Source organism: Bacillus sp. 11C (genome assembly GCF_055486375.1).
Map to the genome: position 1 here is coordinate 165,605 of NZ_JBUPVZ010000005.1, position 16,692 is coordinate 182,296.

General features: G+C 44.9%; 19 protein-coding genes and 1 riboswitch. Of the genes, 2 read left to right on the forward strand and 17 right to left on the reverse strand.

All coding sequences use genetic code 11. The features are described from left to right. Positions 1-5 precede the first annotated feature (5 nt). From ACY3LV_RS09550 to ACY3LV_RS09580, 7 genes are all read right to left on the reverse strand, one after another. Positions 6-860 carry a fructoselysine 6-kinase gene (locus tag ACY3LV_RS09550; protein WP_087991054.1) on the reverse strand — a complete coding sequence of 285 codons (855 nt, stop codon included), beginning with the start codon at positions 858-860 and terminating at the stop codon, positions 6-8. Between the two features lie 13 nt (positions 861-873). Beyond that, on the reverse strand, positions 874-1,776 hold the full coding sequence (locus ACY3LV_RS09555; protein WP_464863679.1) for a carbohydrate ABC transporter permease: 903 nt from the start codon (positions 1,774-1,776) through the stop codon (positions 874-876). A gap of 3 nt (positions 1,777-1,779) precedes the next feature. Further along, positions 1,780-2,658, reverse strand: coding sequence for a carbohydrate ABC transporter permease (locus ACY3LV_RS09560; protein ID WP_464863680.1), 879 nt, complete (start codon positions 2,656-2,658; stop codon positions 1,780-1,782). Positions 2,659-2,715: 57 nt separating this feature from the next. Further along, positions 2,716-3,984, reverse strand: coding sequence for an ABC transporter substrate-binding protein (locus tag ACY3LV_RS09565; protein ID WP_464863681.1), 1,269 nt, complete (start codon positions 3,982-3,984; stop codon positions 2,716-2,718). Positions 3,985-4,064: 80 nt separating this feature from the next. Beyond that, on the reverse strand, positions 4,065-5,051 hold the full coding sequence (frlB, locus tag ACY3LV_RS09570; RefSeq protein ID WP_464863682.1) for a fructosamine deglycase FrlB: 987 nt from the start codon (positions 5,049-5,051) through the stop codon (positions 4,065-4,067). A 200-nt stretch (positions 5,052-5,251) separates the two neighbouring features. Beyond that, positions 5,252-5,626, reverse strand: a complete 375-nt coding sequence (locus tag ACY3LV_RS09575) for a nucleotide excision repair endonuclease (RefSeq protein WP_464863683.1) — start codon at positions 5,624-5,626, stop codon at positions 5,252-5,254. A gap of 95 nt (positions 5,627-5,721) precedes the next feature. Then, positions 5,722-6,846, reverse strand: a complete 1,125-nt coding sequence (locus ACY3LV_RS09580; RefSeq protein ID WP_464863684.1) for an NAD(P)/FAD-dependent oxidoreductase — start codon at positions 6,844-6,846, stop codon at positions 5,722-5,724. 158 nt (positions 6,847-7,004) lie between these two features. On the opposite strand from ACY3LV_RS09580, the gene ACY3LV_RS09585 reads away from it, so the two are divergent. Both ACY3LV_RS09585 and ACY3LV_RS09590 read left to right on the forward strand, forming a co-directional pair. After that, complete coding sequence (locus ACY3LV_RS09585) at positions 7,005-7,151, forward strand: spore protein (RefSeq protein ID WP_464863685.1); 147 nt, start codon at positions 7,005-7,007, stop codon at positions 7,149-7,151. Next, positions 7,151-7,423, forward strand: coding sequence for a hypothetical protein (locus ACY3LV_RS09590; protein ID WP_464863686.1), 273 nt, complete (start codon positions 7,151-7,153; stop codon positions 7,421-7,423). Before ACY3LV_RS09585 ends, ACY3LV_RS09590 begins: the two co-directional genes overlap by 1 nt. An 86-nt stretch (positions 7,424-7,509) precedes the next feature. On the opposite strand, the gene sufB is transcribed toward ACY3LV_RS09590, so the two are convergent. The 10 genes from sufB to metN all read right to left on the reverse strand — a co-directional run bounded on the left by sufB (position 7,510) and on the right by metN (position 16,460). Beyond that, positions 7,510-8,907 (reverse strand): Fe-S cluster assembly protein SufB, encoded by a 1,398-nt coding sequence (gene sufB, locus ACY3LV_RS09595; protein ID WP_148964041.1) that lies wholly within the window; start codon positions 8,905-8,907, stop codon positions 7,510-7,512. A 20-nt stretch (positions 8,908-8,927) separates the two neighbouring features. Beyond that, complete coding sequence (gene sufU, locus ACY3LV_RS09600; protein ID WP_019715645.1) at positions 8,928-9,371, reverse strand: Fe-S cluster assembly sulfur transfer protein SufU; 444 nt, start codon at positions 9,369-9,371, stop codon at positions 8,928-8,930. Beyond that, a complete protein-coding gene (sufS, locus tag ACY3LV_RS09605) occupies positions 9,361-10,581 on the reverse strand; it encodes a cysteine desulfurase SufS (protein ID WP_464863687.1) in 1,221 nt (406 codons plus the stop codon). Before sufS ends, sufU begins: the two co-directional genes overlap by 11 nt. Then, complete coding sequence (gene sufD, locus ACY3LV_RS09610; protein ID WP_464863688.1) at positions 10,581-11,894, reverse strand: Fe-S cluster assembly protein SufD; 1,314 nt, start codon at positions 11,892-11,894, stop codon at positions 10,581-10,583. Before sufD ends, sufS begins: the two co-directional genes overlap by 1 nt. A gap of 17 nt (positions 11,895-11,911) precedes the next feature. After that, positions 11,912-12,697, reverse strand: a complete 786-nt coding sequence (sufC, locus tag ACY3LV_RS09615; RefSeq protein WP_087991066.1) for a Fe-S cluster assembly ATPase SufC — start codon at positions 12,695-12,697, stop codon at positions 11,912-11,914. Positions 12,698-12,890: 193 nt separating this feature from the next. After that, entirely contained in the window at positions 12,891-13,028 is a 138-nt protein-coding gene (locus tag ACY3LV_RS09620) for a hypothetical protein (RefSeq protein WP_202328068.1), read from the reverse strand. A gap of 192 nt (positions 13,029-13,220) precedes the next feature. Beyond that, complete coding sequence (locus ACY3LV_RS09625) at positions 13,221-13,598, reverse strand: carboxymuconolactone decarboxylase family protein (RefSeq protein ID WP_003222796.1); 378 nt, start codon at positions 13,596-13,598, stop codon at positions 13,221-13,223. A gap of 340 nt (positions 13,599-13,938) precedes the next feature. Beyond that, on the reverse strand, positions 13,939-14,760 hold the full coding sequence (gene metQ / locus ACY3LV_RS09630) for a methionine ABC transporter substrate-binding lipoprotein MetQ (RefSeq protein ID WP_333560844.1): 822 nt from the start codon (positions 14,758-14,760) through the stop codon (positions 13,939-13,941). Positions 14,761-14,773: 13 nt separating this feature from the next. Next, positions 14,774-15,442, reverse strand: coding sequence for a methionine ABC transporter permease MetP (metP, locus tag ACY3LV_RS09635; protein ID WP_087991070.1), 669 nt, complete (start codon positions 15,440-15,442; stop codon positions 14,774-14,776). Continuing rightward, entirely contained in the window at positions 15,435-16,460 is a 1,026-nt protein-coding gene (gene metN, locus ACY3LV_RS09640) for a methionine ABC transporter ATP-binding protein MetN (RefSeq protein WP_148964047.1), read from the reverse strand. Before metN ends, metP begins: the two co-directional genes overlap by 8 nt. A gap of 105 nt (positions 16,461-16,565) precedes the next feature. Continuing rightward, positions 16,566-16,672: riboswitch (SAM riboswitch) on the reverse strand. Positions 16,673-16,692 lie beyond the last annotated feature (20 nt).

The window sequence follows — 16,692 nt, forward strand, 5'->3', positions numbered from 1 at the left end:
ACTGCTTATAGTATTCTCGTTTTTTCACTGCTTCCCCCATCCTCCAAGCGAAAAGGATGGCCGTAGCCGAATGCCCCGTACACGCCGCATGTTCTCGCAGCCGTTTCCGCCGCTTGGCGCAAAGCATGCGTGATGTCCCGCTTCTCGCAAAAAGCAGTCAAAAAGCCCGCTATAAAAGAATCTCCCGCTCCAAGTGTATCTATTATATCAGTTTCAACAATCGGCTGATGATAGATTCGGTCTCCCGCAGACAAGATCGCTCCTTGGCCCCCGCGGGTCATACAAACGATTTTAGCTCCGTACCCATGAGCTGCTTTGGCAAGCTCACCGCACTCCGACTCACTCAAATCACTTCCTGAAAAAAACGCATGCGTCACATAAGGACAAACCTTCCTCAAATAATCATCCTCCCGATTGGTTGAAAAATCAAAGGAGACCGGGATCAGGCCGCACAGCTGCGGAAGGTCGTTCTCAAGCTTGCTGTACACACTGGTATGCAGCAGATCATGCCCGCTGACAAAGGCTAGATCTTTCTCCTGAAACACAAGACGGAGCCGGGACTGAATGCCGCCTTTATTTGATCTGACAAAGATCCGTTCCCCCTGTTCATCAAGGGTGACAATCGCCATTCCGTTTTCTCCGTGCGCCTGGCGGATATAATCCGCGTTGACCTGCTCCAATTTCAGTACATTCAGCAGATGCGCCGCGGCTTCATCATTGCCGACGATTCCGATATAGGAAGCCTCATGCCCGAGCCGTTTGGCAAGCACAGCGACGTTCAAGGCATTTCCTCCCGGGTAGAACGTTTCTTGGTCCTGATAGTAATCGACAACATTATCTCCAACCGCAATCAATTTCATTGTGCTTCCTCCTTTATCCTTTTACACTTCCGCTTGCAATCCCGCGGACAAAATATTTTTGCATCAATAAAAATAGAATCATAATCGGCGCGGCTGAAATCGTTAATCCCGCCAACAGGACGCCCCAATCTGTCTGCAGCGCGTCTCTGAACTGCATCAGCCCCGCTGGAATGGTCCGCAAATTCTCATCATCTATGAAAATAATCGCAAACATAAACTCATTCCACGTATGGTAAGCCGTCAAAATGCCGGATGTCACCAAAATCGGCACACTCATTGGTAAGAAAATTCTGAAAAATATACCAAAACTCGTACACCCATCTAAATAAGCCGCCTCCTCCAATTCTTTAGAAATAGAAAGAAAATAAGAGCGGATCAAAATGATGGTGAACGGGATCCGATAAGCCGCATAAGGCAAGATCAAAGCCCAATACGTGTTGTAAAGCCCCAGCGACTGAATAATAGAATAAAGCGGCACAAGACTGACCTGCGGCGTCAGCATCAAACCGCCAAGACAAATCACCAAAAAGAATCCTTTTCCTTTAAACTCAAACCGGGAAAGACCGTACGCCGCCCATGCACTGATCAAGACAGTGATTACACACGTAAGCGCCGTGACGATGACACTGTTCATAAAATAAGAAGAAATCCCCTGATTCCAGGCCGACACAAAATTTTCCGGATGCCACGAAGACGGCAGCGACCAGCTGTGCTCAAAAATATCGTCCGAGTTTTTAAAAGCACTCATCACCATCCATAGAAGCGGATAGGCAATCGCAATCAGATAAAGAAACAGGAAAATCCATACAGACGTTTCTCCGATGTACCATTTCCGTCTAGGTTTTCTTTTCATCTCAATATGCCGGTCAGGCACAGGCTCCAATCTGAACGAATCTGTCTTCTTCTGAGGCAGCATCTCTTACTCCTCCTTCCCGGTTTTAAAGAGCTTCATTTGCATGAGCGACAATGTGAGCGTAATGATTAACACCACGGTGGCAATCGCTGATGCATAGCCCATCATATCCTTTGTAAAGGCGCTTTTATATAAAAACGTGCTTAAGACTTCAGAAGCGTTTCCCGGCCCGCCGCCTGTCAATATGTACGGTTCATTAAATACCGTAAAGGCGCCGGTCAGCGTCATGACCACCGCAACAAAAGACATCTCTTTCGTCTGGGGAATGGTAATGTAAAAAAACTGCTGAATTTTTCCCGCGCCGTCAAGACGCGCCGCTTCATACAGTTCATCCGGTATTTTTTGAATCGACACAATGTACAGCATCGCAATATAACCGACAGATTGCCATTGAGACACAAAAATGACAGACAGCATAGCCGTATTGTTATCACCGAGCCAAGCCCTCGTCAGCTGATCAAGACCGACCGCCTGAAGCAGCTGATTCAAAAGCCCCGTCTCAGGGTTGTAAATAAAATCAAACAAAAGCGCGATCACCGTCATTGAGATGACAACCGGCAAAAAGAAAACGGTGCGAAAAAACGGCGACCATTTTCTGACCAGTTTATCCTCAAGCACCGCCGCCAAAATCAAACCGCCAAATACCTGGCATACAATAGAAATCACTGCGTAAAGCGCATTATTTGTAAGTGCCTGATAGAAGACAGGATCATGAAATAATTCAACATAGTTTTTCAATCCGATAAACGTTTTTTCCGGAGAAAAAGAGCTCCATTGAAACAGGCTGAGGAAGACATTCTCAAAAATCGGGATATAAACGAAAAGTAAAAAAACGAGAGCAGGCACCAAAAACAAATAGGGGATTATTTTATTCTGATTGACCAAGGATATCTCATCTCCTTTATAAAAAGAAAAGGTGCGAAGCTTCACCTTTTCTTTGATTTATTCAGCTGACGCCCTCACTTGCTTCGCTGCCTTTTGAACGGCTTTCATCACCTGCTCCGGTGTCATGTCGCCGCCGAGCATTTGCTGGACGCTCGTTAAGTACGCATCTGCGATTTCAACATCAACATCCATATCAAACCATGGCACCATTGATTTGGCATCAACAATTTGCTGAACCGCTTCACGCTGAATGGCTGTAGAATTTTCTTCGGTAGCCGTTCCTTGCACCGCACTGTATTTCCCGACATCTTTGACGAGCTTTTCACCCATTTTTTTCGACGTCAGAAACTGCAAAAATGCCACCGCTTCCTTCGGATGTTTTGTTTTTGAGGCAATCATGAACCCTTCCGGCGCTCCCGTTAACGCTTCTGATGATCCTTTTTGCCCGCTGATATCAGGGAATGGGAACATCCCCAGATTCACTGGTTCAACCAGCTTGATTTCCGCTGTTTCCGCATATATCATCGCCGACTTTCCACTCTTAAACTGCTGTCTCACATATTCGTGGTCAACGGAGTTTACATGTTTATTGAAGTAAGGCATCAGCTCCTGAAGCTTTTCAAGTGCTTTTACATAGCCTTCATCAGTAAATTCACCCGTTTTGGCGTTATAGTCCTTTTCCCGTGTTTTTTCATCAACCATCCGCTGATTGAGCGTACCGATATAGTGCGAGATTGTCCAAGTCGCCTTTGTTCCGAAGCTGATTGGTGTGTAGCCATTTTCTTTCAGCTTCTTTGATACATCGATGAATTCGTCCCATGTCTTCGGGGGATCAAGGTTCAGCTTTTGAAAAATGTCTTTATGATAGAAGAATGATTTAGCGTCCATTTGCCATGGCACGCCATATTGCTTGTTTTCATAAGTAAATGGTGTAACTTGCGAATGAACGAGCTGTGATGACCAATCTGTATCGTTTTTGTAGTAGGACGAAAGATCAAGTGCCTTATTGCCTCTGATGAATTTAAAAGCAAACTCGTCACTCCAAGAGAAGTAAATGTCAGGAGGGCTGGTGGTTCCCAGCATAACCTTAATTTTATCTTTATAAGAGTCATTCAAAACGGCTTCAATTTGTATGTCGATATCCGGGTGCTCTTTTTCAAATTCCTTAACAACCTCTTCAAAATAACTTTTTTCCGGCTCCTTCGGCCATCTATGGAAAAATTTCAATGTCACCTTTCCGTCCGCTGAACTGCCCTGGCTCGAACAGCCCGCAATGGTGAGCATACTGACAGCTGCAATGATCAAAAACAACAACATTTTCTTCAAAGGGTTGGCCTCCTCTGGACATTAGACTATAATGTTATATAACATTATAGTCTAATGCATAATGGTTCCGCATGTTCAGATTAATACTCAACTTTCCACATGTATCTTCTATGAGATAAAGGATGATGTCTCGCCTCTGCCAGCGCGTCCGCATAGCTTCTCAGCACACGGTTGAGAACGAGCGGCGCAAGATAGCCTTTAACTGAATCGTCAATTGCAGTGAAATCGTAAGATGCGGCATCAAGCACAGTGAGCTTTTTGCCATACTTTTTCGAGAAGGTAAGCGCCCGCTCTTCAAGAGGCCTTGTTTCATCTAAACCGAGCAGGATGATAAACGGCACGGATTCATCAATAATTTCAAACGGTCCGTGAAAATATTCTCCGGCATGAATGGCGTGGGAATGAATCCATTGCATTTCCATGAGAATGCAGATGCTGTAGGAGTAAGCGACACCGTAGTTTGCACCGCTTGCCATTGTATAAATAATGCTTTCTTTTTCATGAGCTTTTGCGAATTGCTGCGCGTTGCCAGCTTCCTGCTTAAGGGCTTCATCATACACAGCCTGTAATTGATCTAAGCCTTCGATTGCTTGTTGGAATTTTGTATTGTTTTCTAATACTTGCAGGGTGCCGAAAACGATTTGGTACAGAACGCCATAGTTCGTATTGATCGCAAGCGCCTCACCACCCCAATCGTACTGGGCAACATATTGCGCTTCCTGCGCTAAAGGAGACTCCGGCTCATGCGTCATCGCAATCGTAAGTGCGCCCTTGCCCCTCGCAAACGCAGCGGCTTTGACCGTTTCCGGGGTATTTCCCGAGTGTGAACACAAAATAACAAGAGACTTTTCACCAAGCTGAACGGGGTTGCGTTGAATAAATTCGTTCGAGCTGTAAAGGTCGGAGTTGATTGATTTTGACTCTCTGTCAAACACATATTTACTCGGATACATAATGGCCGAAGAGCCTCCGCATGCGACAAAAAATACATGGTCAATGGTTTTCCCTTTCAAATCCTGCAAGAAAGCTTGAACCTCACGATTTACTTTTGCTGTGGCCTGACTCAAATCCTTCACTCCCTATTTTTATTATATAACGTTATATAACATTATATATTGTTATATTAAAGTCCGGAGGTAGGATTGTCAATATTATTTTCTGAAATTTCTCAATAATTTAATTAGATATAATACGGAAAAATGCCCAAATCAAAAGCCAGAACTTAACATAAGCTCTGGCTTCGCTGTGCAATCCGCAGACTGACGTCTTATTTAAAAAATGCCTTGTCTATATTGTACTTCGATTGCTGTGTATTGATGATATATGTTTCGTAAATTTCTCTTTCCATTGGATCATCGACTACACATACTTCAATTTTATATACTTCGTCTCTGTGATGTTTGATCGGTGAGACATTGTCTTCAAAGTGTTTCTTGATTCTTTGTCTTAACTTTCTAGCCTTGCCGACAAAAAGCAGCTCATCGTGAATGTTATAAAACATGAAGATGCCGCCTTTATCTCTTGGGATCTGGTGAAAGTCGATGAATCCGTAAATCGCCTTTATTTTCGGCTCGTTATCATTAGCTGACTGCTGTCGTTCGGTGATGGTGACATTCGGTGCGGGTATATCAATTTTTATCAAAATCAGTTCACGTCCTCTTTTTCATTAAAGATAAATGCTAACACATACAGAAAAGAAAAGCTAGAACAGCTTTATACTATTTGTTTGTTATGCTTTTACTTATTATGCAACGCTCCGGCTGGATTATAAGGGCTAAGGTCTATTTCTGTCTGCTTTCCGAGAACTAGCTTTGCGAGCTCTGAACCCAAGAACGGCCCCATCGTTAATCCCGAAGCGCCTAAACCATTAGCGGCGTAAAGCCCTTGGATGTTCGGCACGACGCCGACAACCGGCAGAAAACCCGGTGTAAACGGCCTAAAGCCCACTCTTGTTTCCGTAGCAGTGCTGTCAGCAAGGCCCGGCGCTGCTGCAAGCGCTTTGCTCAAGACTTCATGCTGTCCTCCGGCTGTTACACGCAGATCATCTAGATCGGCCTCATTTTCATGGGTGGCGCCTGCTACAATTCTGCCGTCCTCAAACGAAAGAATATACTGGTCATTCGGCGGCATCACCACCGGCCACGATCCTGTATCTGTTTCCGTCATTTCAAAATGCATAATTTGCGCTTTCTGAAAGGACACTTGAAAATGAATGCCCAGAGGCTTCATAATCTCATTGGCCCATGCCCCTGCTGTCACAATTACAGCGTCAGCCGCAAACTGCTGTGTGTCTGTTTGCACGCCGGTGACCGTTCCGTTTTCAAAAAGCAGGGACGCATTTCCTTTGATGATCTTTGCGCCGCGTTTCTCTGCAGCGCTTAAAAGTGATCGGCACAGGGCTCTCCCGTTCACACGGGCGGCACCGCTGATATGAACCGATTCATAGCCATCAGCTAAAAGCGGAAACAGCTTTTTCGTTTCACTTGCGGACAAGCGGGTAATGCCGCCGATCTCCGGCGCATCCTCCCGTCTCTTATACGCCCGCTCCTCCATCTTATCAAGCTTTGACGCATCAGTATGAATGCTGATGGCACCGACACGCTTGTATCCTGTGTCCGTTTCTCCGTCTTCTTCCAATTGATGGATTAAATCCGTATAGTACCGTGCTCCTCCCTTAGCAAGCCGATACCAATCCTGATTGCGGCGCTGCGAGAGCCACGGACAGACGATCCCCGCCGCCGCATCAGTCGCTTGTCCAGGTTCCTTACGATCAATCACCGTGACCCGGGCACCCAATTTGACAAGATGGTAAGCAGCCGACGCGCCGAGAATCCCTGCGCCGACGATGATGTACGATTTCATATGCAAACACCTTTTCTTTTATAATATCTATTCATTTTACCAAATCAAGTGCTTTCCTTCGACCTTTTGCCCCAATGTGGAAAAACCGCGAAGTTCGTCCAATCTCTTCACTCTTCTATCGAATATCCTGTCACTATCAATAGAGAAAGGATGATACCATGAGCGAAAATCGCCATGAAAATGAGGAAAACAGACGCGATGCAGCTGTCGCAAACGTCCAAAACAGCGGTAATGCAAAAGTCGTGGTCAACGTGAACACGGATCAGGATCAGGCACAGGCTCAGACACAAGACGGGGAAGAGTAATGAACGAAAACATCATTCCTATCAACAGACATGCTCAAGACATGCCCGCTAATGAATCCGTGATCGAAAATAGCGGTAATTCAGAGGTCCATATTGACATCCATATTGATACAATGCCGATCGCCTTTGCCATCTTATGCTCTGCATTAGCCGCTAAGCAGATGTCAAAAGAGGAATTTGACACGGCTTATAATCAATTACGAGAGATGAACAATGGATATCACAACGGCACATCTGTAAAGCAAGTCATCAATCAGCAGAATGAAGAGTAGAAACCGCGGCTCCCTCGGCCTGCGGTTTTTCTTCTGCATACAAAAAGGACGCGACTGAAAACCAGTCACGTCCTTTTGTATAAAAATTAACCGATTGAACCTTCCATCTCGAACTTAATCAAACGGTTCATTTCAACTGCGTATTCCATTGGAAGCTCTTTTGTGAATGGCTCGATGAAGCCCATGACGATCATTTCAGTCGCTTCTTCTTCGGAAATGCCGCGGCTCATCAAGTAGAAGAGCTGCTCTTCAGATACTTTAGACACTTTCGCTTCGTGCTCCAATGAAATGTTATCATTTAAGATTTCATTATAAGGAATGGTGTCAGAAGTTGATTTGTTATCCATAATGAGCGTATCGCACTCGATGTTAGAACGGGCGCCTTCCGCTTTGCGTCCGAAGTGGACGATTCCGCGGTATGTTACTTTTCCGCCTTGTTTTGAAATCGATTTTGATACGATTGTGGATGATGTGTTTGGTGCAAGGTGAACCATTTTCGCACCCGCATCCTGATGCTGGCCTTTACCCGCAAGAGCGATAGAAAGCGTCATACCGCGCGCGCCTTCGCCTTTTAGGATACAAGCCGGATATTTCATTGTCAGTTTAGAACCGATGTTGCCGTCGATCCATTCCATTGTTGCGTTTTCTTCACAGACCGTACGCTTCGTTACAAGGTTGTAAACGTTGTTCGCCCAGTTTTGGATCGTTGTATAACGGCAGTAGCCGCCTTTTTTCACGATGATTTCAACAACCGCACTGTGAAGTGAGTTTGTTGTGTAAACAGGCGCCGTACAGCCTTCAACGTAATGCACACTTGCCTCTTCGTCAACGATGATCAGCGTACGTTCGAACTGACCCATGTTTTCAGAGTTGATACGGAAGTAAGCTTGAAGCGGTGTTTCAACCTTTACGCCTTTTGGCACGTAGATGAAAGATCCGCCGGACCAAACAGCTGAGTTCAGCGCCGCAAACTTGTTATCAGTCGGCGGGATCACTTTTGCCCAGTGCTCACGGAAAATATCTTCATTTTCTTTCAGCGCGCTGTCAGTGTCTTTAAAGACGATGCCTTGCTCTTCAAGATCTTCCTTCATATTGTGGTATACAACCTCAGATTCATACTGAGCAGAAACACCCGCAAGGTATTTTTGTTCAGCTTCAGGAATACCAAGCTTGTCGAATGTTTGCTTAATTTCGTCAGGCACTTCATCCCAAGAACGCTCTGAACGCTCAGACGGTTTTACGTAGTACGTAATTTCGTCAAAGTTCAGTGAGTTTAAGTCTCCGCCCCATTGAGGCATCGGCATGTTGTAGAAATGCTCAAGTGATTTCAAGCGGAAATCAAGCATCCATTGAGGCTCTTCTTTCATGCGAGAAATTTCTTCTACGATTTCTTTTGTCAATCCGCGCTCTGAACGGAAAATGGAAACGTCCTTGTCGTGAAAACCATACTTGTATTCACCAATATCAGGCATTTTTTTAGCCATCCATTTTCACTCCAATCCTTTTAATTGCCGCCTTCTTCTTTTGCGACTCCTTTTTCAAGTGCTTTCCATGACAGGGTTGCACATTTGATACGGGCCGGGAATTTTGAAACGCCTTGAAGAGCTTCAATATCCCCGAGATCTATAGAATCATCATATTCATTCCCTTGCATCATATCCGAGAAAATCTTAGACATGGAAAGGGCTGTTTCGATATCTTTCCCTTTAATCGCCTGAGTCATCATCGAAGCGGATGCCATTGAAATGGAACAGCCTTCCCCTTCAAATTTCGCATCCTCCACGATGTCTCCGTCAAGCTTCATTGTCAGCCTGATTCGGTCGCCGCATGTCGGATTGTTCATATCCACGACGATGCTGTCATTCAAAACCCCTTTGTTGCGCGGGTTTTTATAATGATCCATAATCACCTGTCTGTACAATGTATCTAAGTTTGCATTAAAAGACATTTGTAAAATACTCCTTTGTCTTTTGAAGAGCTTCCACAAGCTTATCAATCTCTTCCTCTGTATTATACAGATAAAAGCTTGCCCTTGCAGTAGCAGTTACATCCAGCCATTTCATCAGCGGCTGCGCACAGTGATGGCCCGCTCTGACAGCGATCCCTTCCGCATCAAGTACGGTTGCCACATCATGAGGATGAACATCATCAAGATTAAATGTGACAAGCCCGGCACGCTCTTCCGGCCCGTAAACCGTCACGCCGTCAAGCTGACGGAAGCGTTCAAGCGCATAAGCTGCAAGCTTGTGCTCGTGGCGGGAAATCTCATCGAGACCGATTTCCTCGAGAAAATCAATTGCGGCGCCAAGGCCGATTGCTCCTGCAATAATCGGCGTACCCGCTTCGAATTTCCACGGAAGCTCTTTCCAAGTTGATTCATAAAGCCCGACAAAGTCGATCATTTCACCGCCGAATTCGGCAGGCTCCATGTTTTCCAGCAGGGCTTTCTTTCCGTACAGCACACCAATACCGGTAGGGCCGCACATTTTATGGGAAGAAAGCGCAAAGAAGTCGCAATCGAGATCCTGCACGTCAATTTTCATGTGCGGCGTGCTTTGCGCACCGTCCACCACAATAACTGCCCCATTGTCATGAGCGATTTTCGCCATGTCTTTAATCGGGTTGATCGTACCGAGGACGTTAGATACATGGGACACTGCAACAATCTTTGTATTGCTTGTGACCGTTTCTCTGACGTCTTCTAAAGAAATCGTTCCGTCTTCCTGCAGCGGAATATATTTTAATGTGGCGCCAGTCGCTTTGACAGCCTGCTGCCACGGAATGATATTCGCATGATGCTCCATGTAGGTGATGACCACTTCATCACCCGGTTTAAGGTTGGCGCGCGCATAACTTAACGCCACCATATTCAGTGATGTGGTCGTGCCTTTTGTGAAAATAATCTCAGCCATTGACTTCGCGTTAATAAACTTGCGGACTTTTTCACGCGCTCCTTCATAACCGTCTGTCGCTCTAGTTCCAAGTGTATGGACGCCCCGGTGAACATTGGAATTGTATTGATTATAATACTTATCCAGTGTTTCAATGACAGCACGCGGCTTCTGGGAAGTCGCCGCGCTGTCGAGATAAACGAGATCATGTCCGTTCACTTGCTGATGAAGGATCGGGAACTGTTCACGAATATCCGTGATATTCATTACTTCACTTTCCTTTCGATAACAGAAACCAATTGTTTCTTAACGCCTTCAATCGGAAGTTCGTTTACTACCGGCGCAAGGAATCCGTAGATGACTAAACGTTCTGCTTCTTCTTTCGCAATTCCGCGGCTCATCAGGTAGTAAAGCTGAATAGGGTCAACACGGCCGACAGATGCCGCATGTCCTGCAGTTACATCGTCTTCGTCAATTAAAAGAATAGGGTTTGCGTCTCCGCGTGCTTTTTCACTGAGCATCAGCACACGTGATTCTTGCTCCGCATTCGCTTTAGAAGCGCCATGTTCGATTTTGCCGATTCCGTTAAAGATAGAAGAAGCGGAATCCTTCATCACACCGTGCTTTAAGATATATCCTTCTGAAGCTTTACCGAAATGGATGATTTGTGTTGTAAAGTTTTGTGTTTGCTCTCCTCTACCGACAACAACCGTTTTTGTATCGCCGTATGTGCCGTCACCGTAAAGGTTTGTAGTGTTTTCGGAGATCGTGTCGCCGTCGTTCATAAGGCCGAGAGCCCACTCAATTTTGCTGTCGCGCCCGCGCGCAGCACCGCGGCGGTTAACATAAGTTGTCACACCGCTGGACAGATTATCCACCGCACCGTATGTCACGCTGGCATTATCACCTGTGATGACCTCACTGATCATATTGAAGACAGCGTCTTTCGGGTTTACAGTGCTGATGTAGTTTTCAACATACGTTACAGAGCTGTGATCTTCAGCCACAATCAGCACATGGTTGAAGAGAGCCGTATCGTTGCTTTCGTGGACATAAACAGCCTGAACCGGCGTCTCCACCTGGACATTTTTCGGAACATAAAGGAATGCTCCTCCGTTAACAAGAGCCGCGTGAAGTGCAGTCAATTTATGCTCATCAACCTTCACGCCGTCCTTCATAAAGTATTTCTCCACCAAGTCGCTGTGCTCGCGTGCGGCAGTCAGAATATCAGTGAAGATGACGCCTTTGTCTTTCAATTCTTGAGAAAGAGAAAGGTATGCCGGCGTCTGGTCACGCTGTACGTATAATGTTTTATCTTCGTTTTCAACATCGATCAGCGCTTTTACTTCATCAGTCAAATCTTCCAATGAAGAAAGCGGTTCGTTATCAACTGTATGCTTCGCAAAATTCGTGAAGTTCCATTTTGTGATTTTTGTTTTGTCAGGCTTCGGCATCGGCAGATCCTCAGCTTGTTCAAGAGCCTGTAAGCGCAGGTCTTTCAGCCAGGCAGGTTCTTGATGCTTTTCGGAAAAGCTTTTGAGATACTCCTGATCTACGGATAGTTTTGTATCTAGTGTCATGTTAATCCCCCTAACGCTTACGCTTCTTGGCCTACAGTTTCGTCTTCAATACCAAGTTCTTGTTTAATCCAGTCATAACCTTCTGCTTCGAGACGCTGTGCAAGTTCTGCACCGCCGGATTTTACAACGCGGCCTTGCATCATAACGTGAACAACATCCGGAGTGATGTAGTTTAACAGGCGCTGATAGTGCGTGATCATCAGGCAGCCGAAGTTTTCGCTGCGCATTTTGTTGATCCCTTTAGATACAACTTTCAGGGCATCAATGTCAAGACCTGAGTCGATTTCATCAAGGATGGCGATTCTCGGTTCAATCATCATTAATTGAAGGATTTCGTTGCGTTTTTTCTCTCCGCCTGAGAAGCCTTCGTTAAGGTAGCGCTGAGCCATTTCAGGGTCCATTTCAAGGAACTCCATGTTTTCGTCCATTTTGCGGATGAATTTCATTAGAGAAATTTCATCGCCTTCTTCTCTGCGCGCGTTGATAGCTGAACGAAGGAAGTCGGCATTTGTCACACCGCTGATTTCACTAGGGTACTGCATCGCAAGGAATAAACCTGCCTGCGCGCGCTCGTCCACTTCCATCTCCAGTACATCTTTGCCGTCAAGCGTGATGCTGCCTTTTGTTACTTCATACTTAGGATGCCCCATAATAGCAGCCGAGAGAGTGGATTTACCAGTTCCGTTCGGTCCCATTACTGCGTGGAACTCTCCGCCTTTTATTTCAAGGTTTACACCCTTTAAGATCTCTTTCCCTTCGATTTCAACGTGAAGACCTTTGATCGTTAATGTTGAAGCAGCCATATCTATACCTCCAAAAATATATAATCATTATTCTCATTTTATTCTCATTCTAATTTTATAACAAATGAAAAGTAAATACAACTTTTTATCGTGCCTTGCACATTTCTCAAGTTTAACAAAGATCAGCACTTTATTAAAGCGATTGAAAAAGAAAAAGAGTGGATTCCCACCCTTTTTTAGAAGATTGATTTTCTCAATAAGCTCCCGCAGAAATCCGCTTGCTCTTTGCATAATCAAGCTCTCTCTGCCGCTCTACTTTCATTCTTGTTTCCAGCCGGCGTCCGTATTCCTCGTATCCAATTCCGTGAGACAGCTGCATCGCTTTTTCCATTTCTGACGTATAATCGAGGTTCAGTCTATCCTGGCTGTTGCAAATAATGAATCAATCCCTTCATTTATTTGCTTCTATTGTATCAGCGCTCTGATGGATGCCGCAAAAAGGATATGGCTTGAAATAGCGGCAGATGAGACGAAAGCATCCTTTTAGAACAAATGAGAATCGTTTTTCGGAATATTCCTTCTCTTAATGCGTGGTGTTTCCGAATTCCTCTATGCACTGCTGTACAACTGTCACACCCTGGCTAAGTGCCGCTCCGCCTCCAAACGCCGCTGCCACACTGACAGCTTCGAGAATATTCTCTTCTGTCGCTCCCTCATCCAGACAGCCTTTTGTATGATAGATCATACAATATTCATCCTGAGCATTGATGGCGATTCCAAGGGCGATCAGCTGTTTTTCTCTTTCAGTCAGTGAGTTTCCGGCAAAGCATTGTTCAGTAAACTCGTTGAACTTTCTCCCCATCAGCGGCATCTTTTGTTCAAATGTCCCTAAACCTAATTTATATTGTTTGAGCGCGTCCTGCATGCTTCCTCTGTCTTGATTCAAAGAAAATCCCTCCATCTGTTTAACATTCCTTTTTATTATGAACAGCTTTTAGGAAAATACCCGAAAAAAACCCCGGATTTCTCATCCGGGGTTTCACCGTGTCAGCAAACCCTCGCATTCGTTGTCAGACCTCCGTGTTGGTGCTCACGTGAAAAAAGATCAGCGGCTAAAAGCTAGAGCGTCCTGCTCAAACGCCCCTGTCACCACATCCTGCGGGAGTCCGCTCCAATGCTCGTTCTTCCTAGACTTCAAGGGTTTTCAATCACGCTGAAAAGATGACAAAGCCATAAAACGAATATCGTTTTATGGCTTTGTCAATAATTGAACCCCGGATTTCTCATCCGGGGTTTCAGTCTTATTCAGATACAGGAAGCACAGCTCCGTCGTATTTTTTCTCGATGAAGTCTTTGATCTTTTTAGAGTGAAGAACTTCCATCAGCGCTTTAATTTTGTCAGAATCTTCTTCGCCTTTTCTTACTGCGATGATGTTAGCGTATGGGTTGTTTTTCGTTGCTTCCACTTCAATCGCGTCTTTTTTAGGATTTAATTTACTTTGGATCGCATAGTTTACATTGATGAAGACCGCGTCTCCTTCTTTGTTATCATATGCTTTTGCCGTTAATTCAGGCGCTACCTTTTTGAATTCAAGGTTTTTCGGGTTTTTCTTAATGTCTTTCAATGTTGCGTCAACTGTTTCGACTTTAGAATCAAGTGTGATTAATCCAGCATTTTCAAGCATAGCGAGCATACGGCCTTGTTCAGCAACGTTATTTGTCAGGATAATGGTCGCGCCGTCTGGAAGATCTTTCAGTGACTTGTATTTTTTAGAGTAAACACCGAATGGCTCTAAGTGAACAGCACCCGCATTTACAAGTTTATAATCTGTGTTTTCTTTCATTTCTTGGTCAAGGTAAGGAATGTGCTGGAAGTAGTTCGCATCCACTTCTTTATCAGCTAAAGCTTTGTTGTACATCTTGTAATCACTAAGCACTTTCACTTTCAGCGTGTAGCCTTTTTCTTTCAACAGTGGTTCAGTTTCTTTTAAAATTTCCGCATGCGGTGTTTTTGTCGCAGCAACGACAATTTCTTTCTTGCCGGATTCGGCGTTATTCGAACCGCAGGCAGCCATAACTCCTGCAAATACAAGCAGTAATGCACCTAAAAATAGCTTTTTCAATGTAAATCCTCCCTTATCGTTTGTCTATAATATTTGTTATGACATCACCGATGATTTGAATAATAAACACGATGATTAAAATAAACACAGTAGCAACGAAGGTCACATCAGTATTATTCGACTGATAGCCTTCTACGTACGCAAGGTTTCCAAGGCCGCCTGAACCGATGGCTCCGGCAATTGCCGTTGAGCCGATCAAAGCGATCGCCGTAACAGTGATACCAGAAATAAGAGCCGGCATAGATTCCGGAAGCAGCACTTTGAAAATAATCGTAGACGTCTTAGCTCCCATTGATTTAGCGGCTTCAATAACACCTTTATCCACCTCACGGAGCGCGATTTCAGCAAGGCGCGCGTAAAACGGTGCCGAGCCGATAACCAGCGCCGGCAATGCGGCGTTTGGCCCTAAGATCGTGCCGACTAAAAACTTCGTAAATCCTAGCAGTAAAATAATTAAAATAAGGAACGGAATCGACCTGAATATGTTGACAACGGCCGCAATCACAGAGTTGATCGTTTTGTTCTGCCAGAGGCTCCCTTTACTTGTCAGAAAGAGCAGCAAGCCGAGAATCACTCCGATGACAAAAGCAAACAGCAAAGAGATCAGCGTCATATAAAGGGTTTCATATGTCGCGTTCCACAATTCTGTTAAATCAACGTTCGGGAAGTATTTTTCAAACATTCGTGATCACCTCTGCTTTCACCTGTCTGTCATTAATAAACCGGATCACGTTTTGCACTTCTTCCTCGTCTCCGTCAATATGGATAAACAGTGAACCGTAGGCTCCATCCTTCGTCTGCGAGATTTTCCCTTGCAGAATATTGACGCTGACATTAAAGTTTCTGATCATCTCTGTAATCAGAGGCTGTTCAGCCGAATCACCGACAAATGTGAGCTGAACCATTTTTCCTGATGCTGTTTCATCAAGAAGATGCTGAAGCGTTTCTTTCGTTTCTTCCGGCTCTGTCACCTGCTGAACAAACCGTTTTGTCATGTCTTCCTTCGGGTTTTTGAAGACATCGAGAACTTCGCCTTCTTCCACAACCTTTCCGTTTTCCATGACAGCGACTCTGTTGCAGATTTTGCGGATCACATGCATTTCGTGCGTGATCAGCACAATTGTCAAACCGAGTCTATCATTAATATCGGACAATAGATCCAAAATTGAATCTGTCGTTTGCGGATCTAATGCTGATGTCGCTTCATCACAAAGGAGAACCTTCGGATTGTTTGCGAGCGCTCTGGCGATTCCGACACGCTGCTTTTGTCCGCCGCTCAGCTGAGACGGATAAGATTTTTCTTTTCCTTCTAAACCTACCAGTTTAATCAGTTCATTGGCGCGCTTGATGCGCTCGCTCTTTTTCACCCCGGCAATCTCCAGAGGAAACATGATATTATCTCTGACGGTCCGCGACCAAAGCAAATTGAAGTGCTGGAAAATCATGCTGATGTCATGGCGTGCGTTTCTTAACCCGCGTCCGTTTACTTCATTAATCTTGGTTCCCGCCACTTCCACGGTTCCTGAGGTTGGTTTCTCAAGGCCGTTCAGCAGACGGATTAAGGAACTTTTACCAGCTCCGCTATATCCTATAATTCCAAAAATCTCACCTTTTTTAATGGAAAGCGAGACATTTTGGACAGCATTGACATCTCCATGTTTCGACTTATACACTTTTGAAACATCTTGAAGATTGATCAAAGCAATCACCTGCCTTAACACTATTCTAAGAAATCTTCCGGGGTTTTCTGCAAAAGAAAAACCTTTCTGCACACTTGAGCAGAAAGGCTTATATAAAATGCCTTTCTCTCATCTTTCAAAGCTGAACGCTTCGTGTGAATTGGCACCATTTCAACAGTGTTGATGGTTGCCGGGCTTCATAGGGCACTTCCCTCCACCTCTCTTGATAAGAGAAATATATAGTCTTTTTCGT

Coding starts and splice junctions, on each gene's coding strand:
- ACY3LV_RS09550 (WP_087991054.1), bottom strand. CDS start 860: ATGAAATTGATTGCGGTTGGAGATAATGTTGTCGATTACTATCAGGAC.
- ACY3LV_RS09555 (WP_464863679.1), bottom strand. CDS start 1,776: ATGCTGCCTCAGAAGAAGACAGATTCGTTCAGATTGGAGCCTGTGCCT.
- ACY3LV_RS09580 (WP_464863684.1), bottom strand. CDS start 6,846: ATGAAATCGTACATCATCGTCGGCGCAGGGATTCTCGGCGCGTCGGCT.
- ACY3LV_RS09585 (WP_464863685.1), top strand. CDS start 7,005: ATGAGCGAAAATCGCCATGAAAATGAGGAAAACAGACGCGATGCAGCT.
- ACY3LV_RS09590 (WP_464863686.1), top strand. CDS start 7,151: ATGAACGAAAACATCATTCCTATCAACAGACATGCTCAAGACATGCCC.
- sufB (WP_148964041.1), bottom strand. CDS start 8,907: ATGGCTAAAAAAATGCCTGATATTGGTGAATACAAGTATGGTTTTCAC.
- sufU (WP_019715645.1), bottom strand. CDS start 9,371: ATGTCTTTTAATGCAAACTTAGATACATTGTACAGACAGGTGATTATG.
- sufS (WP_464863687.1), bottom strand. CDS start 10,581: ATGAATATCACGGATATTCGTGAACAGTTCCCGATCCTTCATCAGCAA.
- sufD (WP_464863688.1), bottom strand. CDS start 11,894: ATGACACTAGATACAAAACTATCCGTAGATCAGGAGTATCTCAAAAGC.
- sufC (WP_087991066.1), bottom strand. CDS start 12,697: ATGGCTGCTTCAACATTAACGATCAAAGGTCTTCACGTTGAAATCGAA.
- ACY3LV_RS09620 (WP_202328068.1), bottom strand. CDS start 13,028: ATGGAAAAAGCGATGCAGCTGTCTCACGGAATTGGATACGAGGAATAC.
- ACY3LV_RS09625 (WP_003222796.1), bottom strand. CDS start 13,598: ATGGAGGGATTTTCTTTGAATCAAGACAGAGGAAGCATGCAGGACGCG.
- metP (WP_087991070.1), bottom strand. CDS start 15,442: ATGTTTGAAAAATACTTCCCGAACGTTGATTTAACAGAATTGTGGAAC.